The 26,734-nt window shown below is 57.2% G+C and carries 31 protein-coding genes; 11 read left to right on the top strand and 20 right to left on the bottom strand.

The features are described 5' to 3' along the window. Window positions 1-23 precede the first annotated feature (23 nt). A complete protein-coding gene (eno, locus tag ABFX35_RS20995; protein ID WP_346082776.1) occupies window positions 24-1,322 on the top strand; it encodes a phosphopyruvate hydratase in 1,299 nt (432 codons plus the stop codon). A 171-nt stretch (window positions 1,323-1,493) separates the two neighbouring features. Next, complete coding sequence (gene queE, locus ABFX35_RS20990) at window positions 1,494-2,165, top strand: 7-carboxy-7-deazaguanine synthase QueE (protein WP_095845953.1); 672 nt, start codon at window positions 1,494-1,496, stop codon at window positions 2,163-2,165. Between the two features lie 29 nt (window positions 2,166-2,194). Here queE and queD read toward each other — a convergent pair whose 3' ends face one another. Next, entirely contained in the window at window positions 2,195-2,557 is a 363-nt protein-coding gene (queD, locus tag ABFX35_RS20985) for a 6-carboxytetrahydropterin synthase QueD (RefSeq protein WP_095845952.1), read from the bottom strand. 411 nt (window positions 2,558-2,968) lie between these two features. Between queD and cysJ the strand changes: the two genes are divergently transcribed. The 3 genes from cysJ to ABFX35_RS20970 all read left to right on the top strand — a co-directional run bounded on the left by cysJ (window position 2,969) and on the right by ABFX35_RS20970 (window position 7,780). Continuing rightward, a complete protein-coding gene (gene cysJ, locus ABFX35_RS20980; protein ID WP_346082775.1) occupies window positions 2,969-4,774 on the top strand; it encodes an NADPH-dependent assimilatory sulfite reductase flavoprotein subunit in 1,806 nt (601 codons plus the stop codon). After that, the gene (gene cysI, locus ABFX35_RS20975; RefSeq protein WP_346082773.1) at window positions 4,774-6,489 is read left to right on the top strand and encodes an assimilatory sulfite reductase (NADPH) hemoprotein subunit; all 1,716 of its coding nucleotides are present in this window, start codon (window positions 4,774-4,776) and stop codon (window positions 6,487-6,489) included. The genes cysJ and cysI overlap by 1 nt, the downstream gene beginning before the upstream one ends. 556 nt (window positions 6,490-7,045) lie before the next feature. After that, entirely contained in the window at window positions 7,046-7,780 is a 735-nt protein-coding gene (locus ABFX35_RS20970; RefSeq protein ID WP_346082771.1) for a phosphoadenylyl-sulfate reductase, read from the top strand. Window positions 7,781-7,824: 44 nt separating this feature from the next. Here the strand turns inward: ABFX35_RS20970 and ABFX35_RS20965 are convergent, their stop codons facing one another. From ABFX35_RS20965 to ABFX35_RS20955, 3 genes are all read right to left on the bottom strand, one after another. Further along, entirely contained in the window at window positions 7,825-8,889 is a 1,065-nt protein-coding gene (locus ABFX35_RS20965) for an aminopeptidase (RefSeq protein ID WP_346082770.1), read from the bottom strand. Between the two features lie 407 nt (window positions 8,890-9,296). Next, complete coding sequence (locus ABFX35_RS20960) at window positions 9,297-9,539, bottom strand: Ogr/Delta-like zinc finger protein (RefSeq protein WP_346082768.1); 243 nt, start codon at window positions 9,537-9,539, stop codon at window positions 9,297-9,299. 45 nt (window positions 9,540-9,584) lie between these two features. Next, the gene (locus tag ABFX35_RS20955; RefSeq protein WP_346082767.1) at window positions 9,585-10,709 is read right to left on the bottom strand and encodes a contractile injection system protein, VgrG/Pvc8 family; all 1,125 of its coding nucleotides are present in this window, start codon (window positions 10,707-10,709) and stop codon (window positions 9,585-9,587) included. Window positions 10,710-10,884: 175 nt separating this feature from the next. On the opposite strand from ABFX35_RS20955, the gene ABFX35_RS20950 reads away from it, so the two are divergent. Genes ABFX35_RS20950 through ABFX35_RS20925 form a run of 6 tightly spaced genes read left to right on the top strand, consistent with a single transcriptional unit; the run spans window position 10,885 to window position 16,185 of the window. Then, window positions 10,885-12,093 carry a phage tail sheath subtilisin-like domain-containing protein gene (locus tag ABFX35_RS20950; protein WP_346082766.1) on the top strand — a complete coding sequence of 403 codons (1,209 nt, stop codon included), beginning with the start codon at window positions 10,885-10,887 and terminating at the stop codon, window positions 12,091-12,093. Between the two features lie 12 nt (window positions 12,094-12,105). After that, window positions 12,106-12,624: a phage major tail tube protein gene (locus tag ABFX35_RS20945; protein ID WP_346082764.1), complete on the top strand. Its 519-nt coding sequence runs from the start codon at window positions 12,106-12,108 to the stop codon at window positions 12,622-12,624. Window positions 12,625-12,643: 19 nt separating this feature from the next. Then, window positions 12,644-12,934, top strand: coding sequence for a phage tail assembly protein (locus ABFX35_RS20940; protein ID WP_346082763.1), 291 nt, complete (start codon window positions 12,644-12,646; stop codon window positions 12,932-12,934). A gap of 29 nt (window positions 12,935-12,963) precedes the next feature. Beyond that, complete coding sequence (locus ABFX35_RS20935) at window positions 12,964-13,101, top strand: GpE family phage tail protein (protein WP_346082761.1); 138 nt, start codon at window positions 12,964-12,966, stop codon at window positions 13,099-13,101. Next, entirely contained in the window at window positions 13,079-15,730 is a 2,652-nt protein-coding gene (locus ABFX35_RS20930) for a phage tail tape measure protein (RefSeq protein WP_346082759.1), read from the top strand. Before ABFX35_RS20935 ends, ABFX35_RS20930 begins: the two co-directional genes overlap by 23 nt. Before the next feature lie 5 nt (window positions 15,731-15,735). Beyond that, entirely contained in the window at window positions 15,736-16,185 is a 450-nt protein-coding gene (locus ABFX35_RS20925; RefSeq protein ID WP_346082757.1) for a phage tail protein, read from the top strand. A 63-nt stretch (window positions 16,186-16,248) separates the two neighbouring features. Here the strand turns inward: ABFX35_RS20925 and ABFX35_RS20920 are convergent, their stop codons facing one another. From ABFX35_RS20920 to ABFX35_RS20845, 16 genes are all read right to left on the bottom strand, one after another. Next, window positions 16,249-16,641, bottom strand: a complete 393-nt coding sequence (locus ABFX35_RS20920) for a hypothetical protein (protein WP_346082756.1) — start codon at window positions 16,639-16,641, stop codon at window positions 16,249-16,251. Window positions 16,642-16,933: 292 nt separating this feature from the next. Continuing rightward, window positions 16,934-18,787, bottom strand: a complete 1,854-nt coding sequence (locus ABFX35_RS20915; protein WP_346082754.1) for a phage tail protein — start codon at window positions 18,785-18,787, stop codon at window positions 16,934-16,936. A 4-nt stretch (window positions 18,788-18,791) separates the two neighbouring features. Next, window positions 18,792-19,322 (bottom strand): phage tail protein I, encoded by a 531-nt coding sequence (locus tag ABFX35_RS20910; protein ID WP_346082752.1) that lies wholly within the window; start codon window positions 19,320-19,322, stop codon window positions 18,792-18,794. Next, complete coding sequence (locus tag ABFX35_RS20905; RefSeq protein WP_346082750.1) at window positions 19,315-20,250, bottom strand: baseplate assembly protein; 936 nt, start codon at window positions 20,248-20,250, stop codon at window positions 19,315-19,317. The genes ABFX35_RS20910 and ABFX35_RS20905 overlap by 8 nt, the downstream gene beginning before the upstream one ends. After that, the gene (locus tag ABFX35_RS20900; protein WP_346082749.1) at window positions 20,247-20,603 is read right to left on the bottom strand and encodes a GPW/gp25 family protein; all 357 of its coding nucleotides are present in this window, start codon (window positions 20,601-20,603) and stop codon (window positions 20,247-20,249) included. The genes ABFX35_RS20905 and ABFX35_RS20900 overlap by 4 nt, the downstream gene beginning before the upstream one ends. Further along, window positions 20,603-21,232, bottom strand: a complete 630-nt coding sequence (locus ABFX35_RS20895) for a phage baseplate assembly protein V (protein WP_346082748.1) — start codon at window positions 21,230-21,232, stop codon at window positions 20,603-20,605. The genes ABFX35_RS20900 and ABFX35_RS20895 overlap by 1 nt, the downstream gene beginning before the upstream one ends. A 100-nt stretch (window positions 21,233-21,332) precedes the next feature. Further along, window positions 21,333-21,989, bottom strand: a complete 657-nt coding sequence (locus ABFX35_RS20890; RefSeq protein ID WP_346082747.1) for a phage virion morphogenesis protein — start codon at window positions 21,987-21,989, stop codon at window positions 21,333-21,335. Next, entirely contained in the window at window positions 21,986-22,492 is a 507-nt protein-coding gene (locus ABFX35_RS20885; protein WP_346082746.1) for a phage tail protein, read from the bottom strand. Before ABFX35_RS20885 ends, ABFX35_RS20890 begins: the two co-directional genes overlap by 4 nt. Continuing rightward, the gene (locus ABFX35_RS20880) at window positions 22,489-23,046 is read right to left on the bottom strand and encodes a DUF2514 domain-containing protein (protein ID WP_346082744.1); all 558 of its coding nucleotides are present in this window, start codon (window positions 23,044-23,046) and stop codon (window positions 22,489-22,491) included. The genes ABFX35_RS20885 and ABFX35_RS20880 overlap by 4 nt, the downstream gene beginning before the upstream one ends. Next, window positions 23,043-23,468, bottom strand: a complete 426-nt coding sequence (locus ABFX35_RS20875; protein ID WP_346082743.1) for a lysozyme — start codon at window positions 23,466-23,468, stop codon at window positions 23,043-23,045. Before ABFX35_RS20875 ends, ABFX35_RS20880 begins: the two co-directional genes overlap by 4 nt. Next, window positions 23,455-23,745 (bottom strand): phage holin family protein, encoded by a 291-nt coding sequence (locus ABFX35_RS20870; protein ID WP_346082741.1) that lies wholly within the window; start codon window positions 23,743-23,745, stop codon window positions 23,455-23,457. Before ABFX35_RS20870 ends, ABFX35_RS20875 begins: the two co-directional genes overlap by 14 nt. After that, window positions 23,742-24,113: a putative holin gene (locus tag ABFX35_RS20865; RefSeq protein WP_346082740.1), complete on the bottom strand. Its 372-nt coding sequence runs from the start codon at window positions 24,111-24,113 to the stop codon at window positions 23,742-23,744. The genes ABFX35_RS20870 and ABFX35_RS20865 overlap by 4 nt, the downstream gene beginning before the upstream one ends. A gap of 29 nt (window positions 24,114-24,142) precedes the next feature. Then, on the bottom strand, window positions 24,143-24,346 hold the full coding sequence (locus ABFX35_RS20860; protein ID WP_346082739.1) for a tail protein X: 204 nt from the start codon (window positions 24,344-24,346) through the stop codon (window positions 24,143-24,145). Next, the gene (locus tag ABFX35_RS20855; protein ID WP_346082738.1) at window positions 24,346-24,834 is read right to left on the bottom strand and encodes a head completion/stabilization protein; all 489 of its coding nucleotides are present in this window, start codon (window positions 24,832-24,834) and stop codon (window positions 24,346-24,348) included. Before ABFX35_RS20855 ends, ABFX35_RS20860 begins: the two co-directional genes overlap by 1 nt. 104 nt (window positions 24,835-24,938) lie before the next feature. Then, the gene (gene gpM / locus ABFX35_RS20850; protein WP_346082737.1) at window positions 24,939-25,661 is read right to left on the bottom strand and encodes a phage terminase small subunit; all 723 of its coding nucleotides are present in this window, start codon (window positions 25,659-25,661) and stop codon (window positions 24,939-24,941) included. A gap of 2 nt (window positions 25,662-25,663) precedes the next feature. Beyond that, entirely contained in the window at window positions 25,664-26,722 is a 1,059-nt protein-coding gene (locus tag ABFX35_RS20845) for a phage major capsid protein, P2 family (RefSeq protein WP_346082735.1), read from the bottom strand. Between the last annotated feature and the right edge of the window lie 12 nt (window positions 26,723-26,734).

Raw genomic sequence — 26,734 nt, 5'->3', positions numbered from 1 at the left:
CTTGTGACTTGAGGAAAACCTATATGTCCAAAATTGTTAAAGTCATCGGCCGTGAAATCATCGACTCACGCGGCAACCCTACCGTTGAAGCTGAAGTGCATCTGGAAGGTGGTTTCGTAGGCCTGGCTGCTGCGCCATCAGGTGCTTCCACCGGTTCCCGTGAAGCACTGGAACTGCGCGACGGTGACAAGTCTCGTTTCCTGGGTAAAGGCGTACTGAAAGCGGTTGCTGCGGTAAACGGCCCAATCGCTGAAGCCGTACTGGGTAAAGATGCTAAAGACCAGGCTAACATCGATAAAATCATGATCGATCTGGACGGCACTGAAAACAAATCAAAATTCGGCGCTAACGCTATCCTGGCCGTTTCCCTGGCTGCTGCCAAAGCTGCTGCGGCTTCCAAAGGCATTCCTCTGTACGAACACATCGCTGAACTGAACGGCACCCCAGGCAAATTCTCTATGCCTCTGCCTATGATGAACATCATCAACGGTGGCGAACACGCTGACAACAACGTTGATATCCAGGAATTCATGATTCAGCCAGTTGGCGCGAAAACCCTGAAAGAAGCGGTTCGCATCGGTTCTGAAGTGTTCCACAACCTGGCGAAAGTACTGAAAGCCAAAGGCATGAACACTGCAGTAGGTGACGAAGGTGGCTATGCGCCAAACCTGGAATCCAACGCTGCTGCGCTGGCTGCTATCAAAGAAGCCGTAGAAAAAGCAGGCTACGTGCTGGGTAAAGACGTTACCCTGGCAATGGACTGTGCAGCTTCTGAATTCTACAACAGCGAAACCGGTAACTATGAGCTGAAAGGCGAAGGCAAAACCTTCACTTCTCAGGAATTCACTCATTACCTGGAAGGCCTGACCAAAGAATATCCTATCGTGTCCATCGAAGATGGCCTGAACGAATCTGACTGGGATGGCTTCGCATACCAGACCAAAGTGCTGGGCGACAAACTTCAGCTGGTGGGCGACGACCTGTTCGTTACCAACACCAAGATCCTGAAAGAAGGTATCGATAAAGGCATCGCTAACTCCATCCTGATCAAATTCAACCAGATCGGTTCCCTGACCGAAACGCTGGCTGCTATCAAGATGGCGAAAGATGCTGGCTACACCGCGGTTATCTCTCACCGTTCCGGTGAAACCGAAGATGCAACCATCGCCGACCTGGCGGTAGGTACTGCTGCTGGCCAGATCAAAACCGGTTCTATGAGCCGTTCTGACCGCGTTGCCAAATACAACCAACTGATCCGTATCGAAGAAGCGCTGGGCGACCGCGCACCATTCAACGGCCGTAAAGAAATCAAAGGCCAGTAATCACGCCTTTTATTTCGTTGGTAGATAAAACCCGCTGCGGCGGGTTTTTTTTCGCCTGCGGTTTGCGCCGCGCCTGGGATATCGCCCCGTGCGGCTGCAAAACGATGCGATTTGGTGGCGGCGGGGGAATCTGCGATAATCGCGCTTTAAATTTGCTGAATTGAGAAACAGATGCAGTACCCGATTAACGAGATGTTCCAGACCTTGCAGGGTGAAGGCTATTTCACCGGCGTTCCTGCGATTTTTATCCGCCTGCAGGGGTGCCCGGTTGGCTGTAGCTGGTGCGATACCAAACATACCTGGGAAAAGGACGCCAATCGGGAAGTGGATCTGCAGCGGATCCTGGTGAAAACGCAAGAGAGCGCCGCGTGGGGCAGCGCCAGCGCCGAACAGTTGCTGGCGGTGGTGCGCCAGCAGGGTTATACCGCACGCCATATTGTCATCACCGGCGGCGAGCCCTGTATACACGATCTGGCCCCGTTAACGGCCCTGTTTGAACAGCACGGCTTTTCCTGCCAGATAGAAACCAGCGGCACACATACCATCCTGTGCTCGCCGGGCACCTGGGTGACGGTATCGCCGAAAGTAAATATGCGTGGCGGCCTCAAGGTGTTGCCCACGGCGCTGGCGCGTGCCGATGAGATAAAGCACCCGGTGGGGCGGCAGCGCGATATTGAGGCTCTGGATGCACTGCTGGCGACGTTGCACGATGATAAACAGCGGGTGATTGCCCTGCAGCCGATTAGCCGGAAAGAAGAGGCGACGCGCCTGTGTATCGAAACCTGCATTGCGCGCAATTGGCGGCTTTCAATGCAGACGCACAAATATCTGGATATTGCCTGAAAAAGGGCGCTGTTGCAGCGCCCTTATCGTTAACCTTTGTAGATGCAGCCTGCGGTGCAGGTTTCCTTTACCATGACGGCGGAAAGCAGCGGCAGCCGCGGTTTCATTTGGCGCCAGATCCAGGCAGCCAGCACTTCGCTGGTGGGGTTTTCCAACCCTTCCACCTCGTTGAGGTAGTGGTGATCCAGCTGTTCCCAGACGGGTTTGAATGCCGCTTTAAGCTCAGCAAAATCGATAACCCAGCCGGTATGGGGATCCACTTCACCGGTGACTTCCAGCCGCACCATGAAAGAATGCCCATGCAGCCGGCCGCATTTATGGCCTTCAGGCACGTGCGGGAGCAGGTGTGCGGCTTCGAACGTAAAATCTTTAAACAGCGTGGTTGCCATTATAACGGCCTCATTGACTCAAAAACCGCCGCATAGTACCGGAAAGCAGCGCTGCATGCCATTTATACCGCGTTTGTTGCTACACACTGCCGTGCGGCGCTGCTTAACAGTTTTTTTGTTTGGTCTGACCTCTGCTTACCCGTACAGCAAGTTAGCCGCAAATACGATTCATTCAAAAACAGCATTTAAAAACTCTTTTATTTCAAATAAATAAAAATAATTATTTAGTGATTTAACCGTTATCCATTACCAGAAAAACAGCTTAGTCATTTTGGTTATTATTTATTGCTATCCCTTATTTATTTGTTGTTATTCTGCTCTGTAACCTTACAAACTCACCTGATCTTTTCAGGACACGGAACACAACGAAAAGCCGGCATCCAGTACTGGCTACGTATAGGAAACATGTGCGCAATGACGACTCAGGCTCCTCCAACTTCTTTGCTCCCACTGTCGCCCGAACAGCTGTCACGCTTACAGACGGCGATTGGCGATTATTCACCGACGCAGCTGGCTTGGCTGTCGGGGTATTTCTGGGGAATGGTCAACCAGCAACCCGGCGCTACCGCCACGGCGCTCACCCCGCCATCGGCCACAGCGGCCGGCATCACCTTGATTTCGGCTTCACAAACCGGCAATGCGCGCCGCCTGGCGGAACAGCTGCGTGATGAGCTGTTGGCGGCCAAACTGGATGTCACCCTGGTGAACGCCGGTGATTATAAATTCAAGCAGATTGCGCAAGAGCGGCTGCTGATTATTATCGCCTCCACCCAGGGGGAAGGGGAACCGGCGGAAGAGGCCGTGGCGCTGCATAAATTCCTGCATTCGAAAAAAGCGCCCAAGCTGGATAACACCGCGTTTGCCGTCTTTGGCCTGGGCGATACCTCGTATGAGAATTTCTGCCAGTCTGGTAAGGATTTCGATGCCAGGCTCGCCGAATTGGGCGCCGAGCGCCTGGTGGAGCGTGTTGATGCCGATGTGGAATACCAAGAGGTGGCGGCGGCCTGGCGCCGGCAGGTGGTTGAGGTGCTTAAATCGCGCGCCCCGGCGGAAAACGCTGCCCCCGGCGTGCTGGCCAGCGGCGCTATCGATCAGATAGACAGCAGCCCATACAGCAAAGAACAGCCGCTGACCGCCACGCTGTCGGTCAACCAAAAGATCACCGGCCGCGGCTCGGATAAAGACGTGCGCCATATCGAAATCGATCTGGGCGACGCCGGCCTGCGTTACCAACCCGGCGATGCGCTGGGCGTGTGGTTTGAAAACGATCCGGCGTTGGTGGATGAGTTGGTGCAACTGCTTTGGCTGAAGGGCGATGAGCCGGTTGCGGTGGAAGGCAAAACCTTACCGCTGGCGCAGGCGCTGCGCAGCCACTTTGAACTGACGCAGAACACCACGCCGATCGTTGAAAAGTACACTGCGCTGGCGCGCGATGAGAAGCTGATTGAACTGCTGGCCGACAAAGCCAAATTGCAGCACTACGCCCGCAATACGCCGATTGTCGATATGGTGCGCCAGGCGCCGGTGGATCTCAGCGCCGAACAGCTGGTCGGTTTGCTGCGCCCGCTGACGCCGCGCCTGTATTCCATCGCCTCTTCACAAGCGGAAAACGAAGACGAAGTGCACATCACCGTTGGCGTGGTGCGCTATGAGATTGATGGCCGCCCGCGCGCCGGCGGCGCTTCCAGCTTCCTGGCCGATCGTCTGGAAGAAGATGGCGAGGTGCGGGTGTTCATTGAGCACAATGAGAACTTCCGCCTGCCGGCCAACCCGGATACGCCGGTGATCATGATTGGCCCGGGCACCGGCATCGCCCCGTTCCGTGCCTTTATGCAGCAGCGTGAAGCCGACGGCGCCACGGGCAAAAACTGGCTGTTCTTCGGTAACCCGCACTTTACCGAAGATTTTCTTTACCAGGTCGAATGGCAGCGCTACGTCACAGATGGCCTGCTGAGCCGTATCGATTTGGCCTGGTCGCGCGATCAACAACATAAAGTCTATGTACAAGACAAATTGCGTGAACAGGGTGCGGAAGTGTGGCGCTGGATTCAGGAAGGCGCACACATTTACGTCTGCGGCGATGCGAATCGCATGGCGAAAGACGTTGAAAACACATTACTGGAACTGGTGGCCGAGCACGGTGGCATGGATACCGAGCAGGCAGATGAATTTTTAAGTGAGCTGCGCCTTGAGCGCCGTTATCAGCGAGATGTTTACTGATGAGTGATAAACACACCGGGCCTCTGGTGGTAGAAGGCAAACTGGCTGATGCCGAACGCATGAAACGCGAAAGTAACTTCCTGCGCGGCACCATCGCCGAAGATTTAAACGACGGGCTGACCGGCGGCTTCAACGGTGATAACTTCCTGTTGATCCGTTTTCACGGTATGTACCAGCAGGATGACCGTGATATCCGCGCTGAGCGCGCCGAACAGAAACTGGAGCCGCGCCATGCGATGATGCTGCGCTGTCGCCTGCCTGGCGGCGTGATGACGCCGCAGCAGTGGTTGGGCATCGATAAGTTTGCGCAGGAAAATACGCTGTATGGCAGCATCCGCCTGACCAACCGCCAGACCTTTCAGTTCCACGGCATCCTCAAGCGCGATCTGAAATCCGCGCACCAGTTACTGAACCAATTGGGGCTGGATTCGCTGGCGACCGCCAACGACGTGAACCGCAACGTGCTTTGTACCTCTAACCCGGTGGAGTCCGAGCTGCACCAGGAAGCCTATAAATGGGCGAAGAAGATTTCCGAGCACCTGCTGCCGCGCACCCGCGCCTATGCGGAGATCTGGCTGGATCAGGAAAAAGTGGCCACCACAGATGAAGAGCCGATCCTGGGGCCGAACTACCTGCCGCGCAAGTTTAAGACCACGGTAGTGATCCCGCCGCTGAATGATGTCGATCTGCACGCCAATGACATGAACTTTGTCGCGATTGCCGACAACGGCAAGCTGGTCGGTTTTAACCTGCTGGTTGGTGGCGGCTTATCCATCGCCCATGGCGACAAGAAGACCTATCCGCGCAAGGCCAGTGAGTTTGGCTATATTCCGCTGGAGCATATCATGGCGGTGGCGGAAGCGGTGGTGACCACCCAACGCGACTGGGGCAACCGCACCGATCGTAAAAACGCCAAAACCAAATACACCCTGGAACGCGTGGGGGTTGACGCTTTTCGCGAAGAAGTGGAAAAGCGCGCCGGCATTAAGTTTGAACCGATTCGCCCGTATGAGTTTACCGATCGCGGCGATCGTATCGGCTGGGTGAAGGGCGTGGATAACCACTGGCATCTGACGCTGTTTATTGAAAACGGGCGTTTGCTGGATTATCCGGGCCGGCCATTGAAAACCGGCGTGGCTGAAATCGCCAAGATCCATAAAGGGGACTTCCGCCTGACGGCCAACCAAAACCTGATCGTGGCCGGCGTGCCGACGCGGCAAAAGGCCAAGATCGAAGCGCTGGCGCGCAAGTATGGCCTGATTGACGACGACGTGACGGAACAGCGCAAAAACTCGATGGCCTGCGTATCATACCCGACCTGCCCGCTGGCGATGGCGGAAGCCGAACGTTTTCTGCCGGAGTTCGTCTCCAAAGTGGAAGCGATTATGCATCAGCACGGCGTGGGCGACGAGTATATTGTGCTGCGCGTCACCGGCTGCCCGAACGGCTGTGGCCGCGCGCTGTTGGCCGAAATTGGCCTGGTGGGCAAAGCCATTGGCCGCTATAACTTGCATCTGGGCGGTAACCGTGAGGGCACAAGGATCCCGCGGATGTACCGTGAGAATATTAACGAAGACGAAATCCTGAAAGAGATCGATCTCCTGGTCGGCCGCTGGGCGAAAGAGCGCCAGGCGGGTGAAGGGTTCGGCGATTTCACCGTGCGTACCGGCGTTATTAAACCGGTGGTGGATTCCGCACGCGATTTCTGGGATTGATGCCCTCACCCCGCCCCTCTCCCACAGGGAGAGGGAGTAACCGGTGCCCGGAATAGGCTTTGTGAAAGAAGACACAGGGCCGGCAGTATTAGCACGAACGATCCCCTCTCCCTGTGGGAGAGGGCTAGGGTGAGGGGCGTTCCCCAGTAGGTCAGGTACCCCCATATCCCCTCTCCATTGGGAGAGGGTTAGGGTGAGGGGCTTTCCCCGGTAGGTCAGGTACCCCCATATCCCCTCTCCCTGTGGGAGAGGGCTAGGGTGAGGGGCGTTCCCCGGTAGGTCAGGTACCCCCATATCCCCTCTCCCTGTGGGAGAGGGCTAGGGTGGGGGGCGTTCCCCGGTAGGTCAGGTACCCCCATATCCCCTCTCCCTGTGGGAGAGGGCTAGGGTGGGGGGCGTTCCCCGGTAGGTCAGGTACCCCCATATCCCCTCTCCCTGTGGGAGAGGGCTAGGGTGGGGGGCGTTCCCCGGTAGGTCAGGTACCCCCCATATCCCCTCTCCCGATGGGAGAGGGTTAGGGTGAGGGGCCATCATCAAGCATCTGGAGGCCGGACATATGGCTGAATTCGATCTGGCGGCGCTGAGCGCGTTGCCCAAGCCCGAGCAAGAACAGGCACTGGCGGCCGTTAATGCGCAGTTGGAAACCCTGTCGGCGGAACAGCGCGTGGCATGGGCGCTGGAACAGCTGCCCGGAGAGTTTGTGCTGTCATCCAGTTTTGGTATCCAGGCCGCCGTGTGCCTGCATCTGGTGACGCGCATCAAACCGGATATCCCGGTGATCCTCACCGATACCGGCTATCTGTTCCCGGAAACCTACCAGTTTATCGATCAACTGGTGGACCAACTGCAGTTGAACCTGAAGGTGTTCCGCGCCGAGCTGTCACCGGCCTGGCAAGAAGCGCGCTACGGCAAGCTTTGGGAGCAAGGGGTGGAGGGCATTGAGAAATACAACCTGATCAACAAGGTTGAGCCGATGAACCGCGCTTTGCAAACGCTCGGCGCCCAAACCTGGTTTGCCGGCCTGCGGCGCGAACAGTCCGGCAGCCGCGCCAACCTGCCGGTGTTGGCGGTGCAGCGCGGGGTTTTCAAACTTCTGCCGATTATTGAGTGGGACAACCGTAAAATCTATCAGTACCTGACCGAACACGGGCTTGGCTATCACCCGCTGTGGGAGCAAGGCTACTTGTCGGTCGGCGACACTCACACAACCCGTAAATGGGAACCGGGCATGAGCGAAGAGGAAACCCGTTTCTTCGGCCTTAAGCGTGAATGCGGGTTGCACGAAGGCTAATTGTAGCAGGGCCCGTTCACCGGGCCCTGACCGTGCTGCCCCGCCTAGCCCTTGGCTGATTTTGCCGGGTGCGCCTGCGCCAGCTCTTTGATCAACGGCAGCAGAATCTGCACGCTTTCACGGCTGCGCTTGTCGATGCGCCCTGGCATATAGCGTTCCAGGTATTGCAGGTTGTCATACTGCGGCCGGTGCCGCGTCAGCCCCTGCGGGAAGTGCGGGCTGATCGCTCGCTGCAAATCCTCATCTTTATTCCCCAACGTCCAGTTGGCCGCTTCCATCGTCAACGTGGGGAATTTGGCCTGATCAAAGGCATCATCATCTGCGCTTTCCTTACCGGTCTTTTTATTGCCCGGCGGAATGGCGGCGGCGATCCCATAGCGGCGAGCAATACTTAACGCGCGATCGCGGGTGGTCTTGACCACGTTCGCAGGCGTATTGCGCCCGGCAGAAAAGTAGAGACGATCGCCGGCGATCAGGCTGTCGAGATTGATCACCAACGCGGTATTCGCCTTCTCGTCCTCGCTCATTCGCTGCAGGTAGTTTTGTGCGCCGAGCGCGCCAATCTCTTCTGCGCTGGTCGCGATAAAGCGCAGACCGTAGTGGGTGGGGATGTCTTTCATCCGTTCCGCCAGCTCAAGCATCACGCCGACGCCAGAAGCGTTATCGTCTACGCCCTGTAGCGTCAGGCCGCCGAGGTTGTGATCCAGATCGGCATCGCTTTGCGGCAGATAGGTGTCGAAGTGGGCGACGATCAGGATCTGTTTCGGCGTTTCGCCGGGCTTGGCGGCAATCACCGAACTGGCGGTGACGTTGTTCCAGTTTTGTTTGCCGTCTTTACTGGTATAGAGATAGCGGGTGTTGAAACTGCGAACGTCGCTTTGGTAACCCATGTTGATGAACTGCTGCTTCAGGTAGTCTGCGGTAAGCAATTCCGCCGGGCTGCCGGCCATTCTGCCGGGGAAATAGGTCGCAATGTGGCGGATCTGCCCGGCGGCAAATTGGCCCAACGGCATTTCTTTTGCCGCGTGCGCTGTGGCGGCGGAAACGTTGAAAACGGCACCCAAGGCCACCGCGAGCAGACCGGCCTTCAGGTAAAAACGGGAAAACATATCGGAAAATCCTTCTCTGATATCGGCACTGCAGTTATTTTTTGTGGTGTTCAGTATGATGCCGCTCCCCTGATTACACAATTTCACTTGCTCTTAATTTTTACCCGAATGTGCAAAATTTTATTTACCGCTTTTGCGCCTGGCGGTGTGCTTCCTCCCTGATTTCCCTGTGGATAACCACTCGCAGGGCAAATAGCCATGCGCGGGTTGATCGTCAGGCCTGGTTTTGTATCGCGTTCTTTATTCCATAAAGGAACTATTCATTCCTTTTTTATTTGTTTATTATGTTGTTTTTATTGTATTAATTATTTTTATTGTCCATAAATTGACTAGGTCTATAAAAATAAAAGCCCCGCAATCCACTCGGTTGCGGGGCTTTTTCCTCGGCGAGATCGTTGGGTATGCTTTCAGACTTCCAACTGCATTTGCCGATCACCGTAGTTACTTTGCGGTAACAGATTGGCGGGGATGGCTTCCTTCAGTACTGGGCGGGTTTGGTTCAGGCCGCCAACGACTTCTGTCATAGTGATGAATGCATAGCCGCAGTGCAGGTTTTGGCACTGATGGTAGCTTTTTCTTACGGTATCACTCAGTTCAAGGCTGCATCGGGTGCGGGCGGTGGCTTTGCATAGGGGGCATTTCATGGCCATGGGCGTGATCCTCTGTAGTTGCCCGTTAAGTATACACCTGTTTATTTACTTATCTGTAGCCGTTGTCACCCAGTCCGTTATTTTTACCTCCAGTTCAAGTGCGGTGGTGAACCCGCTTTCGCCAATCGTATGCGTGGCGCGGGTGATGATCCAATCCGCCTCGTCGATTACCGCCTTAAACCCCTGCGACTGCACATGCAGCTCCGGGTACAGTTCGGCCTGTCCCCGTGCCAGCGTTAGGCGAAACTGTGCGGCGCCGCGTTTGAGCTGTCGCCATTTGGCATCAGCAGCGCGCCGGGCCGCCTGTTCGGTCTTGAAGGTCTGGCGCATGACGTACACGTTTCCCTCGGCGCCGTCCAGGTAATGGCCCGTTTTGGATGATGAGGCCGGCGTCGTTGTTTTTGTGCTCTTGCGATGGCCGCGCAGGCTCACTTTTTTCTTTTTGCCGTAGTTCTCATCCAGCCAGTACGCCTCTACGCCGGTGTAAGCATCGCGATCGGCAATGCTGAACGAGAACCGGTCGCCACTTTTGCGCGTCAATGTTGTTACAGGCAATACCTTGCCGCTCTGCGTCTGCGCCATGCCAGGGATGATGAACAGCAGCATGCCGTTTTTGATCATGGGCACCGCGTTCAGCATTTCCCCCATCCGAGTGAGAAAACTTAAATCGCTTTCGTTCGTTTGATCGGCGTGGTCAATGTCGATATTGCCCAGGGCTTCATTAAGCCCGGCTTTAAGCCCGTACTGGCTGGCGATGGCGGAGACAACATAGCCTACCGTGCAGTTGTGCCAGCTACGCTCACGCTTCACATTAAACGTGTCTCGAAAATCCGCACTGCGGGCGCTGATGGTCAGGGTGTCAGGCGGCCCCTCATAGGTGATTTCATCAACAATGAAGCACCCTTTGAACACCAGGGGTTGTCCCTTCCATCCCATCGCGACGCTGATCTGTGTACCGCGCGTGGGCAAAACCAGCTTGCCGTCACTGTCATCCAGCGTCATTTCCACCGTGTCTGCGGTCAGGCCGCGGTTATCCGTCAATGTCAGCGACATCATGCGATCGTTGAGCAGCGTGATCGTTTTGTCGCCCACGGTCACGTTAAAGTCCGGGCGTGGGCTGTAATCCTCAATATCGCTTTCAAGTTGGCTGATGCTGTCGCTTAAGGTCATGGCGGTTGCGCGTCCTGGCAGGGTGCCCTCATGGGTGAAGGTGCCATCATGCCATTCGCGCGCGATGGTGCAGCAACGGCTACCCGTTGTCGCGCGCCTGCGACAACGCCGGATGCGTGATTGCGAGGGGATGGCGGGCCATGATGCCTGGAGTTATTTTTCAGGAGTGCATTTTATGTCCGGCACATATCATCACGGGGTGCGCGTCACCGAAAGCACCGATCTGCAGGATTCGATCACGGATATCGATTCTTCCGTGATCGGCGTCATCTGTACGGCGAGCGATGCCGATGAGGACGCGTTTCCGCTCAATAAACCGGTACTGTTAACGCGTGTTGCATCCTATCTCGGCAAGGCGGGCACCAAGGGCACGCTGAAGACCACGTTAACGGCCATTTCCAATCAGTGCAGCCCTAAGACAATCGTCATTCGCGTGCCTGATGTGGACGACTATACGCCGTCATCCAGCGGCGAGGAGTACACCCAAGATTCTCTGGTGATCGGCGGGGTGGATACCGAAGGGCGGTATTATGGCGCCTATGCGCTACTGACCGCCCTGAGTACGGTTGGCGTTCAGCCACGCATTATTGGCGCGCCGGGTCTGGATACCGAAGCGGTGGCAACGCAGTTGGTTGTCTTTGCCCAAAAACTGCGGGCGTTTGTTTATGCCTCGGCCTATGACTGCAAGACGGTGACCGAGGCCAAAAAATACGCCTCCGATTTCAGTCAGCGTGAGATCATGATCATCTATCCCGACTGGACGGAAACTGATACCAGCACCGGGGAAACCGTGACCATTCCCGCGCCGGCGGTCGCCATCGGGTTGCGCGCGCTGATTGACCAGCAAACCGGCTGGCACAAATCACTGTCAAACGTGGCCGTTACCGGGCCAACCGGCATCAGCCGGGATGTGTACTGGTCATTGCAGGATACCGATAGCGATGCGGATGACCTGAACAGTAACCACGTCACGACCTTAATCAAGCGCAGTGGTTTCCGTTTCTGGGGCAGTCGCACCTGCGACGAAGAAACTTATATTTTTGAAACCTACACCCGCACGGCGCAAATTCTTGCGGATACCGTGGCCCAGGCGCACGCAAAATACAACGATGCACCACTGACACCGTCGCTTGCGACCGACATTGTGGATGGGGTAAATCGTAAATTATCGGCGCTGGTGACCGCCGGACAGCTTCTTGGGGGGACGTGCTGGTATGACACGGCAGATAACACCACCGACACGCTGAAGCAGGGGCAACTGCTCATTCGTTACGACTACACGCCGGTACCGCCGCTGGAAGATTTGCAGTTTATCCAGACGTTCAGCGATAGCTATTTCGAGACGGCGTTTGCTACCGCCTCATCAACCAGCACGGACAGCTAGGAGGGGTAGATCATGGCATTACCGGGCAAATTGAAGCAGTACAACGTGTTTGTGGATGGGGACTCGTACCTCGGCAAGGTGCCGGAAGTGACGCTGCCCAAACTCAATACCAAGACCGCCGCATACCGCGCGGGCGGTATGTGGGCCTCCGTCAGCGTCGATCTGGGGCTGGATGATGACGCGCTGGATATGGACATCACCCTGGGGGGGCTTGAAGTCTCGTTGCTGAAAAAAATGGGGCTGGCGGAGGCGGACGGGATGCAATTTCGCTTTGCCGGCGGCTTTCAGGATGAATCTACCGGCACCGTGCACAGTTGCCAGGTGCAAACGCGTGGCCGACTCACGGGCGTGGATTGGGGCAGTGCCAAGGTCGGTGATGACACGGCGCACAAGTACACGCTGAAAAACACCTATGTCAAGATCACCGTTGATGACGAAGTGATCTATGAGATTGACGCGCTGAACGCCATCTACACTGTGGGGGGCGTTGATCGCAGTGCGGAGTTCCGCTCCATATTGGGCATCAGTTGATTAACAGGACAACACCATCATGGCAAAAACCATTGCGTTAAAGACGCCGATCAAACGTGGCGAGAAAGAAATCACCAAAGTCACCATCACGGATGTGATGATGCAGACTGGCACGCTGCGCGGGTTGAGCCTGCGTGCCGTTCTTGACGCGGACGTGAATACGTTTATCGCGTTGCTGCCTCGCGTGACCGAACCCGTGCTGCTCGACGACGAAATCAGCCGGATGCCGCCGTGGGATTTCCAGGAACTGGTGGCGGCGGCCGTTGATTTTTTAAGTGCTCCCTCGGCGCAAAAGGGGAAGAGGGGGTAATTCAAATCCCGTTTGATTGCATCGAAGATGTGATCGCTGATATTGCCACCGTATTTCACTGGCCGCCGTCAGCGTGTTGGCCGATGCCGGTAGCGGAGCTTGTCGGTTGGCACGTACGGGCGGTCGAACGATTTAAGGCCGCCCATGCAGCAAAATCTCAGTATTAAGGTCGCGCTCAGTGCGCTTGACCGCTTGTCACCTTCCCTCAGTGCGGCGCAAAAACGTAGTGCCGCACTCTCTACGGCGATCAAATCCTCCCAGGATGCGATAAAGGGACTTGAGCGCAACGCGAAAACCTACGATCGCCTGTCCGTCGCCGTCAAGAAAACTGCCACGCAGTTGCATGACGCGCAGACCCAGCAGGCGGCACTGCGTGACGCGTTCGGCAAGGCGTCCGAACGCACCGAAGAGCAGAAAAAAACGCTTGATGACCTGCGTAAGAGTATTGGCGGCCTCAAAAATCAGCAAACGGCCGAAATTGCCAAGCTGAAAGAGAGCCGCGATGCCCTGGCGTCATTGGGCGTCAAGGTGGCATATGGCGCCAGAGCCACAGAACAGATCACCGATAAAACGCGAGGCTACAACCAGCAGTTGGATGCACAGCGATCGCGGCTGGATCGGGTGACAAGCGCCCAGGAAAAGTACAATAAAACCAAGGCAGCGGCCGCCAGGATCCGTAATGCCGGCCTGAAAATGGCGGCAACGGGGGGCGGTGTACTCTGGGGCAGCATGCGATTGATGCGCCCCGGGACGGATTTCGATCAGGCGTATGCCGAAACGCTGGCGAATGCACAATTATCGCGTAGTGACCTGCTGGCGTCGTCGCTGCGCAACCAGGCAAAATCGCTGGCGAATACCACGCACTTTAGCGCCATGGAGGTGACGCAGGGGCAAAATGCGCTGATCGCCGGCGGGATGACGGCGGATAAAGCCCTGCGGGCCACACCGGGCACGCTGAATATGGCGCTGGCCGGTGGGCATGGTCACCCGGATCTGCAGATGGCTGCGGGCGTTGCGTCGGGTGTACTTGATGCGTTTCAGATGGATGCCGGCAAAGCGGATGAGGTGGCGGATGCCATGACGGCGACGTTTACCCGATCCAAAACCAGCATCGAATCGCTGGGCGAAACCATTAAATACGCGGGTACGCAGGCGCATTTAACCGGCATGACCTTCCAGGAGACGGCGGCCGCGGCCGCGATGCTGGCGAAAAACGGCATTGAGGGCAGCAGTGCAGGGACAGGGCTACAGGAAACGCTGGCCGGGCTGACCAAGGACTCTGGCGGCATACTGAAAACCCTGCGTATCCGAACGGTTGAGGCCAACGGCGCCATGCGGGATACGCGCGACATCCTGGGCGAACTGTACGCAAAAACCCGCAAATTTGATGATGCCACACAGTTGAACATCGCCAATAAGCTGTTTGGTGAAAGTGGTGCGCGTTCGGGGCTTATCCTGATGCAGACCGCCGCCGATGGGCAGTGGAAAGCGTTTTTGGATCAAATCAATCGCTCTCAGGGATTGGCGCAAAAAACCGCCAACGACATGACCAACACTTTTCAGGGTGACATGATCATGTTGCATTCGGCCTGGGATAACCTCTGGACGACCATGGAGGAAGGCGCGGACGCCCCTTTGCGAAAGGTGGTGCAGCGGATCACACACATCATCCAGGCCGTGACAGACTGGGCCGGCAAGCACCCACACCTGACGGCCGTTATTGTCGATACCACATTGGCGGTTGGCGGTCTGGGGTTGGCGGTCGGCACACTGCTGACAACGCTGAGCGGCGGGATGGTCATGCTGGGTGCGGGGAAGCTGGCACTCAGGCTGGCCGGCCTGGGCGGCGCTGCCAGAGGGGCGGCCGGCGGCGTCTCCCTGCTGGGGCGATCGCTCGGCGTGTTGAGCGGCTCCTGGCAGGGGTTGCGCTGGCTATTGACGCTCGGTGGCACCCTGTCTTTGATCCCCGCTACGGTGATCGCCATCGGGGCGGGGTTAAGCTGGGCGATTGTTCACTGGTGGGATGATTTAACCCGCTTTTGGCACAACCTCTCCGGCGCGCTGTCCGACGCGGCAACCCACGGGGGGATCTTGAAATCCGCGTTTGCGCAGTTCGCCCTGGACTGCATCGCGCCGTTTCAATCACTGTATAACGTGATTGACTCCCTGGTTAAACGTACCGGCGATTGGATTGATTCATTGCGGGGTGTTCAGAAGACGCCGCAATTGCTCCAGGACAAGGTTAACGACTTTCAGGGCGATGTCCAGGCGGCCAAGCTGCCCGGCATATTGAAAGGCAAGGCCGATCTGTTGCTGGGCGATCGCGATGCCATGCTGCACCCCAAAGGCGCAGACGGCCACGCCGGCACACCACACGGCACGGTGCATTGGGACTTGGGAGGCAAGGGTAGCGGTGCCGACACTGCCGCTGGGCGGATCGCGACAACTGACCCCAACAAGCTCGGCGACATCGTGTTTAAAAATCCGCCGCCGTGGGTGCGGATTAACGGTGGCTATCAGGAACCGCGCATTGCAGCGGGAACAAGCGGCGGCGGGCTGCTTGCGGACTTGAAGCAGGTTGTTGTGAGTAGCGTATCGGCAATGTTGCCCGCCAGCGGTGGACATGAGGCGCCAGCGACGGTTGGCACGTCAGTGGCTGGCGACATGAATGTGGTTTTCCATATCCATGATGCGCGCGATCCACAGGCCGTCGCGAAAGCGGTGCGCCATGAACTGGAGGAGATCAACCGTAAAAATGCACGGGCGGCACGCAGCAGCTATCGAGATCGGGAGTGATTGACATGATGATGATCCTGGGGGTGTTCGTATTTGAGTTGAACACGGTACCCTACCAATCGTTTGAGCGAAACAATACCTGGCGCCACGCCAAGAATGCGCGCATTGGCGCGTCGCCGCGTTATCAGTACGTGGGGCCTGATGCCGAGCCGGTCACGCTTAGCGGCACGCTGTACCCGGAAATCAGCGGCGGCGACTTGTCGTTGGCAGCGCTGCGCGCGATGGCCTACACGGGGAAGCCGTGGCCGCTGATTGAGGCGACCGGTGCGATTTATGGCATGTTCGTTATTAAGGCGCTGCGTCAGACGCGAACAGAGTTTTTAAGTGATGGCAAGGCGCGAAAAATTGATTTCACGCTTGAATTAGAAAAAGTCAGTGAAGATTTGTTGGAAAATATTAATGAATATGCTGGCGAAGCGATGGATGCAATAACGGATTTTGCCAGCAATTTGTGATTATTCATTATTTATGGGGTGTGAATAAAGGGTGCCATAATCTGGCGCCCCTTTTTTATTTTCTTATTGCGATACTTCTTCCGTCGGCTCTGCGGCGGTGTCCTGGCCGTTGTCGATGCTGTGTTTATATTGCAGGTTGTTGACGTAGGTTTGCACCTGCGTTTCTACCTCTGCTTTATCGGCATCAATTACGGCATCGGCTAATTTTGCTGCGATGCTTTGCGCCTGGTCGGCAAATGCCGCCTGAATTTTATCAAAATTGTCGCCGCACGCTGCTTTTACCGTATCCTCGTCGTGCAGGGTCAGGTGGTTAACGAAATCCGTCGCGGCGGTGGTGGCATCCTCCTGGGTTGGGCCGGTGTAGATAGCGGCGAGGATGCTATTTACAATTTCCTTGCTGCGCAGTTGGGTGATAGCGGCTTTTTGGATATTGCCGGTGATGTTAATCTGGGTCATGGTCTTTTCCTTTTGGGATTTTTGCGAAAATATATGCTTAATCCATGTAAAGATATTCATGGATAAGTCCTGGTTATGTGTTGATTGATAAATAAGTCTGACGCGCCGTTATTTGAACCGTGTCACATATTACCTCCCCATTCATTGATGTTTTGTTTATGTTTTCGGTTATATATTCACTGTGCTTTATTTTTCATGTGTTACCGCACCAACATCAGTGCGTTTTCTAGGTAACCCCAGCTCTGTCTTTAACCGCCTTCCTTTCCTGGGCGGTTTTTTTTTGTTTCTACGCTTATGCGGTTCTCATCCAGCCCCGCAGTTGCACGAATTTGTTAGTGACATCGATAGGGGTATTTGATACCGCCGTTGTGCCGTTACTGTCCGTGTACGTGCCGGATGTCAGGCAGCGACTGTATGTCCCGGTGTTATCTGTCCCCGTTGAAAATCCCTGGTCATAAGCCGCCCCTGGGGCACCCGGGCCGCTCTTATGGCTGTGATCGGGTAGGTTGGCTGCAGCGATGGTGACGCTGTTATTACCGCCCGTAGTCATGGGGGTCGTCCCCAGCATCAACATGCGCGAATCGTAACCGGCGGCGCTCAAGTCTTCCCAGGTGGTGCCGGGGAAAATGGTGCCAGGGTTAGTCCCATTGCCCATCAACATCACATACCCGACCGGGAACGGGCAGTTATTGGGGCTGTATACACGCTGTCCGGCCTCGTAGATGGGGCCGCTAATGTAGGTGGCACCGTCGCAGCGCAGTTCCAGGCTTCCACTGCTCGCGTCATTTTGCGCATACAACACTAGGCTGTTATAGCTGCCGATGGCTTCATGGTGATAGATATCGGCGTATACCGTTGAGCTGGTACCGATGCGCAGCGCGTTGGTGCGGCGTTCGCTACTGCTGACGGTCTGAGGCGACAGCATTTGGATAAAACCGGTATTGGTGTACGTTATCGTGCCAGCAAAGGTGGCCGCCGCAGCCACGGAGAGTCCGCCCTTAAGCGTTAACCCGCCGCCGGCGCTGAGGGTGGCGATATTGGTCTGGGTGGTTCCGTCACCATTCCAGAAACAAAACCCGCCCGAACCACCGCCACGGTGGTTAATAAAATCCGTTGCGCCTGACCCTGATGTTTTGTTCCAACCTAAATAGGCTCCCTGGGCTGCCGGCAGATAGTTTGACTGGCCTTGTGCCCATACCACCGAGTTGGTCTTCAGCAGCTTGGCCGTGAATGTGCCGGTACAGGTTACATCCGCCTTGAACGTGCCGCCTTTTGAGGCGGAAACCGCATCGACATCGCCTGCTGCTGGCTTGTTGTTTTCATCATAAATCTGATAGTCGCCCGCGGTGGTTTGGTGAACAAGGTTACCATTGCCACGGAGTACTGTTGTGTGGGCGCGATCGCCAAAGAAAACTTTATTATCCGTGGAGACGGTGGCGATATTGACCAGGGTTTTACCGTCCGTCGCCAGGCCGCTCAGCCATGCTGCGTGTGCAATATTCAGTGCGCCGGTGAGCGTGCCGCCGGTCAGTGGCAGGCGGGTTGCTGCGGCGTCTTTTACCGCTTTCGGGGTGGCGGCCAGGATTTCGCTGGTGCTGTCGGTGGCGCTGCTCAGTTGCACGAACCCTTTGGCCGTGGTGGTGCCGTCCGGGTGATTGCGGCTTTTTTCATGCTCAGCCAGCTTATCGTTAACGTAGTCTTCGGTGGCGATCACCAGCGAATCATCTACGGTTAAATTGATGGTGCTGGCATCCGAAACGGTCAGGAGCATGCGTACCGTCTGTGTACTGGTTGCGCCATCGTCGGTGTCGGGTTTATAGGTTTCCGGCATCTGGCTGACGGCAACCAGGGTGCCATCTTCAGTGAAAACCCCCGCTTCCCGGATCCAGAACCCACCGGTATTCGCAGGGATAATTGCCTCTGCCGTTACAACCTGCTGGGTTGCATCGGTTTCCTTGAGTGAGTTGATATCTACCCGCGCCACTTCATGAACCAGCGCCGTCATGTCACCGGAGGGTGTGATTACGGCGCCGTTACCATCACCGACGGCAAAATATTTCAGCGTAATGGTGTCGCCGCCGGCGAGAGCGGCCGTGATCAGCGCTTTGCCCTTCTCCGTGATAAGGGATGCGAATTGTTTTGCCATGGTGTTATGCCCCTGCCTCAATGGTGATGATGCTGCCGCTAATTAATGCCGCCGCGCACCAGGTGGTGACCGTGGCCTGCTCGGTAAACGTCATGTTGCTAATCTGCCTGCTCACCGGTTTTGACAGGTTAACCATGCGCTTGATCGCGCTGATGGTTGCGCCATTCATGCCGGTGTCTGGAATACCAATATCCAGGCGGAACGTACCCGGCGTGCCATCCTCCTGCCACCATTCCGTGATGGTCGCGGTCGCGCCGTACTGTGCAACCGCGCGTTTCACGGCCGAGACGGTGCCTTTTTGCTTATGGAGGTAAAACGCGTCTTTTATCGCGCCGCGTTTCTGGGCTTCCGTCCAGCTTGCATCCCAGCGATCCACAGAGAAGGCCCAGGCCAGATAGGGCAGTAGTGCGGCCGGGCAGGTGTCAGGGTTCCACAGGCTGCGCAGCGGCACCTCTAACGCGATGGCATCTGCACACGCGGTGGCTATGGCTACCTCCAGCGGGGTGGCGGAGGGGGGGAGTAATGTGTTATTCACTCTGTTCCTCGTCATCGTTCAGCAGGCGCTCTATGTTCAGGGTGTAGCCTGTACAGAATGACGCTTGCGTACGGGTTATGGATATGTCTGCGGGTGGGGCCGTGATATCGATATTTTCCACGCCGTCGCAATTGAGAACGCCGGCGATTTTTTCACGATAAATGCTTTTCCCAATGCGATGACGGGCCTCGGTGTAGGCCGTTAACTGCGCTTCGGCGGTGGTCTTGATAACCTCCGACTCTGGGCCGTCCGACGCCAGGTAGAGCGTCGCAGTAATGCTGTAGTTGACGATCTCCGCCGACTGTACCGCCAACCGATCGGCGATAGGCCGCACATCCTCATCACTTAGCGCCTCATCAACCGTTGATATCAATGCGTCATCGGCCGTTCCGTCACCCTCAGTAGACAGGATCACCACCGTGACGCAGGCGGGCGCCGGGCTGAACGCGTAGGCATCGGCGACCTTGCCGGATGCGCTGCGGGCGTGATATTGGTATGCCTCCCTTGGCCCGGCGACGCTCAATGCCTCCATGGACGATTGCACGCGGGTACGCAGGTTATCGTCGCTTTCCATGACGGCAGCCGTCGGCGGTGTGGTGGTGTCGTCGGCCGGCGTGATGGTTAGGCGCGTAATGCCGTAATTGGCGGCGATTTGATCCAGATCGTTGCCTGTGGCGAAGGCCAGCATGACGGCGCGGGCGGCTTCGTTGATGCGTTGGCGCAGAACCATCTCGCGATAAGCGTTTTCCTCCAGCAGCTTGCGCAGGGGTTCGGACTCCAGCGCCAGCGCGGCGGTGACTGCGTCGCGCAGGTCATCACTGACCAGTGCCAATAGCCGCGTTGTGCGGGCGTCAAGCAGCGTTTCATAGTCGATGGTCTCCACGACATCCGGCGCCGGGAGCTGTGAAAGGTCAATAGCATCGCTCATGCGGTTTTACTCAGTGTTAACGTGGTGGTTAATGCCTGCTGGGTGTCGGCGCGGGTTGAGGTCACCGTGAGGACGGCAGCACCCTGTTCGTCGTCGCTGATATCAACCGCTGTAACGCAAATACGTGGCTCCAGGCTGCTTAGCGCCATGACAACCGCCGCGCGCAGGCGCAGCGGCAGGGCCACATTCTGTGGGCAATCAACCAAATCAGGGAGCGCCGATCCGTAATTGCGTCGCATCACGCGGGTGTTTTTCGGCGTCAACAAAATGTCGCGAATGCTCTGCGAAATATGATCGCTATCGCTAATGCTGGCGCCGGTGTGCGGGTTTAGCCCCAGATACTGAACCGCCATTATTTGATCTCCGATGTCCAGCCTTCGCCGGTTTGTACGCCGCCATGATCGTGATCGTCCGGCTTGACGCCGTTGATTGTCATAGAGCCGGTAAAGGCGCCGTGCAGCTCACCGCCCTTGGTGATGCTCAGCTCGGCCGCTGTCAGTTTTTGCGTACAAATGACCTCGGGAGCGTCAAGCGTAACGCTGCTTTCTGCCTGCACGGTGGCGGTGGTGCAGTCGATGGTGACCGGGCCATGACTGGTGAGAGCGACGGACTTTACCCCGCTAACGGACAGGGCGCCGCTGTCCATGTCATAACGACAACTGGCGCCGTCTGACCAGGTGACCACATCGCTGCTGGCGCCGTTGTCCGGCGGCGGGAAATCCGCACCGTAAAACGCCCCCAGGATCACGGCTTTACTCAGGTCGCCATCGGGTGCAGCGAGCAACACCTGCTCGCCGATAACCGGCGCACACCAGCGGCGCGCATTACCCGCACGTGACGTGAGCCAGCGAACCCAATCGGTTGTGTTGCCCCCGGTGAGAACGCGTACGCGCGGGTTCTGGCTGTCGCTCAGGTCAAGTTCGCTCACCACGCCAACGCGGATCAGATTGCACAACAGGCGGAATAGCTCGGCGTTACCCATACATAGCCCCCAAAAAACATGGCGTCAGTTTGACGGAGGGCGCGGGCGCGCGCGAGGGGTTGGGATTGTCGCAGGGGTGCGACAATGCATTGATGGGGGCTTACCGGGTCAAATGTGCCTGGATGGTATCGGCAACCCACTGCAGATCGTCATCCGTAAAGCCAAGGAGTTCACGCTGCGGGTATTTGGCGCGGGCTTTATGCGCCACGTTACCGACCAGGCCATACTGGTGCACGCGGGCAATGCTGCCGGCTTTGCCGGAGAATCCCGCCATGGCGATGTCGGGCGTGGCGGCGGCGCGCAGAAATCGCGCGGTGCGCAGCCGGCGAAACAGCGGAGTGGGCCGCAGTCGGCGCTTTTCCGTCCTGGTGAGGTCGATAGACAGGTATCGTTCAATATCCTCTTTGCGGAACGTGCGCAGCGCATCACGATCAATATCGTAACCCGTGAGGGTCTTTTCGCTCTGTGCGCCGCGCGATGTTCGCCAGTTGCGCAGTTCCCGAGCCTGCAATTTGCCGTTGGGGCCGCGCCACAAAAAGCGGATCCCACCCTGCGTGCGCAGTACCTGGCGCTTGCGGGGCACGTAACTGCTGCCGTCAGGGTTTTTCTGGCTGCCGATACGGGCAGACTGTCGCTTGCGCAGGCCGGTTGCCAGCGTGCGTGACAATGCGCGCCGTGACGGCGTGGTTAGCTCGCTGATGACTCGCGTCAGCAACTGATCCAGTTCATGAAAAAGCGGGGAGGACTTATCGCTCATGGCGTGACCTTATCGCCGCTGACCATATCCTCAAAAACCACATCCCATGCCGTGGCGCCGAGGCCAAGCAGCGCGGAATAGTCCGGCTCGTCACGGTGAGTAATGACAGGGACGCCGTTCTCGTCAAGATTTACGATCACCGCTTCTGTTGCGCGGATGCTGAAACGGATATCGGCAACCGGAGGAATGGCGTTGCCCATCTCGTCGGTGTTGATGATGTCCGCCTCCATGCGGATCCCGTCTTTACGTACATCCGGGTTATATATCAGCTCGGGCTGATGGACGCGGGCCCAGGCCAAAATAGGGAGCGTGATCTCATCCAGGTCACCGGGAAAATCCAGCAGCAACACCTGGAGGGTATAACGATACTCAAACGACGCAGACATCTCGCCCGTAGCGACGATCAGACACTCGGGGATGGATATCTGAAGGTTTTCCGGATTGGTGCGACACCAGGCGTTGTTTTTGCGGATGGCAGCGCGCAGCAGATCGGCTTTTCTCATGGGGTGGCGTCCTGTTGGGGTGTAGGTGCCTGATTGGTGATGGCGTCGTAAGCCTGCTCGCAGGCCAGCCCGCTCAGTCTTGCCCGGTCAGCGTACGCTGCCAATTGCTGGTTACGCTCGACAGATTCTTCGAGCACCCTGGCGAGCAGTAGGCGGGTATCGGCTCTTGCCTGGCGTTGTGCGGCAACGGCGGTATTGCGGGCCGCTTCACTGCCGGCGAGCTGCTGCTGCAGATGTCGGAGGGTGACGCGCAGGCCGTCAGCAGCAGACTGAGCATCAGTAGCAGCGCTGCGGGCCGCAGCGAGTTGTTTATCGGCATTTTCGGTTACCTGGTTAATGGCCGTCTGGCGGCGCTGTTCCTCTGTGCGGGCCTCAGCCTGGCGTGCGGCCAGCGCTTGTGCATCCGCCGTATTACGCTTATCCCACTTATCCTGCCAGGACGCGTTTGCCGCGTTTTCGCCGGCGGTATATCGCCAGTGGGAAAAGCTGCCGGCAAAGACAACAATCAGCAATGCCGAAACGATGCCCAGCACAAGGTTGGTGCGAATAGTCATGATAGAAACAGTGCCTTTTCAGCGGCACGGCGGCGTTTTAGGCCATCGGACGGCACGCCGTTGCTATTGATCCAGCGGCCAAATTCCCCTGCCGCACCGGTGTAGTCCCCGGTATTGAGCTTTGCGAGCAGGGTTGATGCGTTGAATTTCGTGGCGCCAAAATTGAATACAAACGACACCAGTGCATCAAACTGCCCTTGGCGTAACGGTACGCCCACCGCGTTGGTCACGGCGCGGGACGCCTCCTGCACATCATCGCGCAGCCAGGCATCGGCCTGTTCACGTGTACAGGTCTGTCCCTGTGTGACGTTCTGTGTGTGGCCGTAGCCAATCGTCCATACCCCGGCGGGGCAAAGGTAGGCTGTCGCTTCCAGTCCTTCGAACTGTTTGATCAGCGAGAGTGCGTTTTCACTGGCTTTCATAATGATTTGCCTTAAGCAGTTTTCCCACATTGCCTCGTGAGCGAAAAATCGCAGCACAAAGCAGCAAGTTAATTAACACTTCTGTCCAGTCCGTATAGAAATACTCCCCCGTCAGCACCCGAATGGTCACGGCGCCCGTGGCGACAGTCAGCAGCCAGGAGATAAACGCGATTGGCCGGTTGTGTCTGGACTTTCCCCGCCGGAATGTCAGCAGGCGCAACGAGGCGGCCGCGCATATCATGGCGTTAGCGTTGAGCAACAACTCTTGCAATATCACTGTCCACCCCCTCGAAAACGGGAGAAAAATGCGGGGCCGTCCTTGCTGCTTAATGCCATTAGCGTGCGTACGACCGCTGCGGATGCGACCAGGGCGCCGATGGGCATGTCCACGGCGGTGTTGTGGGGCGTCATTGCATCAATCAGGCTGGCGGTGAACGGCGCGGCAACCAGCCCGGCGGCAAAAGACAGCGCCCCCAGGAATAACCGCCACCAGACTTTAAAATCACTGGCCGATGCGACAAAAATCACGGCGCCGGCAAACGCGCCGATGACCGTGGGGCCATCCAGTGGGCCAAACAGGCTTACCAGCGTGACACCGGTCACTGCCGCAGTGGCAATACCGGTGCTTGTTAACGGCTCGGTCACGTATCTTTCTCCATCATGTGCGGCCAGGATCAATCCCATAACTGCAAGGTATCGGTTTGTGCCGTGTCCGCGACGGCGGGGAGGTGGATAACTCGCCCCGCCGGGACAATGGCGCCCAGCTCACAAAGTCCGGGATTGGCCTCATACACTTGTTCTGTGACGCCCTGCGTTTTGCCGTAGTGCCGCCAACAAATCTCATCCACCGTATCGCCGTCGCGGGTGACCACGTCCATTACAGCAACTCCGCCAGTCCGCGATTACTGCCCGTGATGTCGCGTATTGACCAGCGGACATCCCGCCAACATTGATCAATCTGCGTGGACAGCGCCAATGCGTGCGCTTCTCCCTTACTGGTGGTGTCCGCATCGCGGTACCCCTCAAGGAGCGATGCCTTGGCATAGCTGTAAACTGCCTCGCAATAGCGGGTGAGTAGCACCGACTCGCCGCCAATCTGATCGGCGGGTATGGCGTCCAGGCTGTCATAGCCGGCAGCGCGCTGCTGTTGCTGCCAGTCACGCAACTGATCATTAACGGCGGCCATGGCGACTTTGAGCGCGTGATGCAGTCGGTCGGTTGTACTGGTGCCGCCCAGCCGTTTTGCCAGCCGAAACGCGCCGGTACTGATGGCGGGCCAGAAATCCGCGTTGGTGATCACGGTGTCTTCCCCCGTGTCGCCCGGTGCGGAAAGCGGGCCTATCGGATCTGTTGCAACCAGGCTCATGTTTCCCTCGTCAAAAAGGTCGGGCGGTGGACGGCGTCAGCCGGGCTATATGACCGATGGCCTGGCCCGTTGGCACCGTGCCGCCCGTGCGCGGGGCGCAGTCGTTATGCACCGGCTTTCTTGCCAGCACCCTTGGTCTTTTCTGGTTCATCGTCCGTTGACGACGTGCGTTTTAGCTCGCTCTCCAGATCGCGAATATCACGCAGTACGCCGACCCTGTCGTGCAACTCGGTGGCGCGCTTCATGTAATCTACTGCCTCATGCTTTTGGTCGAGTTCGCCATTGCGCAGCGTAAACGCCAGCGTTTTAAACAGCTTGGCGCGCACCTCATCAGGCATATCCTCGCCATCGGTGAGCGCCTCCAGCTCTCGCAGGTGCGCCAGCGGTACGCGCTCGCTCGCCGCGTCCACTTTGAAACCGGTCAGCGCGGCATCGCAGATTTCATCAACCAACATCGTGGCCGTGGTACGCCTGAAACCGTCCGGCAGGTTTAAGCGGTGCCGGATGGCGTAGGCCGCCATGGGCAGTGCCTGGTCATACAGGCCGGCATCCAATGCCCAGATTAGGCAGGTGATAAACACCTCGTCCTGACGCCCGCTGTCGGCTTCCAGCGTGCCGTCGATCCAGCCCTGATAATGAGGCAGAAGCTCGCGCTTGATTTCCGCACGCCGCAGCGTTGACTGAATGCCCTTTAGCATCCGCCGATCGTGCTGCAGGCGGTGGCGAATACGCTCATAGCCAACCAGCCCGGCGGCGGCGCTTTCACCTGCGGCGTGCGATTGCGCCGCATGTTTTTGCCAATGGTGTTGCGCAGGGGTTAGCCTCATGATTATTCGGCCTCGCTTTTCTCACTGCCCGCCCAGGTGATCCCCTCGACCAGGCAGCCCAGGCCGTAATCCTCAATGACGTAGGCGTCATTGACCGAGCTGTAGGTTGCAATGCGGTTATAATGCGGCTCGTCGCGATACTGGCGGCGAGCGCTGACTAACTGCCAGTAAATGGACAGGTTGCTAAGCGTGGTCAAAAACAGCGTGCCGTCCGGTACAAAAGGCACGATGGTATAAGGCACGCCGCCGATCATGCCCTGTCGAACCAGCAACTGCGCGGCCAGCGCTTCACTGTTCGGGTTCGCAGGGCTAACCGTATTGATTAACGGAAACTCCCGGCTGTTGATCATCTGGCGGCCAACCACCACAACCAAATCCGGATCGTCGATATACCAGGGATCCAGCAGGGTGGTACGAACATCCTGGATCACGCTATCAAGATTGCCGTAGTCGCCTTTTTCAATGATGGCGCCGGTATCATCGCGTGACGTGATGGTGATGCCGCTTAGAACACGTTTTTCCGCATACTTGCGGTACTTCTCCAGCCAGCCAATGTTGACATCCTGCAACAGCGGGTTGTTGTTGAAATCCGAAGGATCGGCGCGTGACGTGCCGTTAAAGCCGATCATGATGCGGTCAAGGCGTTTGCGCTTGGCGATCATGTTGCTGATGCGCGCCTGAAAATCCGGGAACTTGGCCCACATGTCCAATTGCGTATAGGCAATCGCTGTATCGCTGTTGGTCTGTTCGCAGCGGTATTTGTTATCGTCGAGCGTATGCACAGAGCGCGGTTGGCGGCGTTTATCGGTCGATGAGTTGGTGCTGGATACCGGCCCACTGATACCGAGGCCCAATTTTTCACCTTCCTGTTCGTCAACGCCGACAATGTTAATCTTGCCGAGGAAGCTGTCATCCTGCTGCATTTTATCTTCCAGCTTTTGCTGGACTGACGGCTCAACGCTGAACTGCTCGCCGGCACGGATGCCCACGGCGTCTACGCTGTTAAGGCTGGCCTGACGGTTGTAATACTCGTTAAGCAAGCGGCGTGTTTCGTTCTTCATTATCTGGATGCT

This window comes from Gibbsiella dentisursi, assembly GCF_039539505.1.
Taxonomy (GTDB): Bacteria; Pseudomonadota; Gammaproteobacteria; order Enterobacterales; family Enterobacteriaceae; genus Gibbsiella; species Gibbsiella quercinecans.
This window is presented reverse-complemented; position numbering and strand designations above follow the sequence as displayed.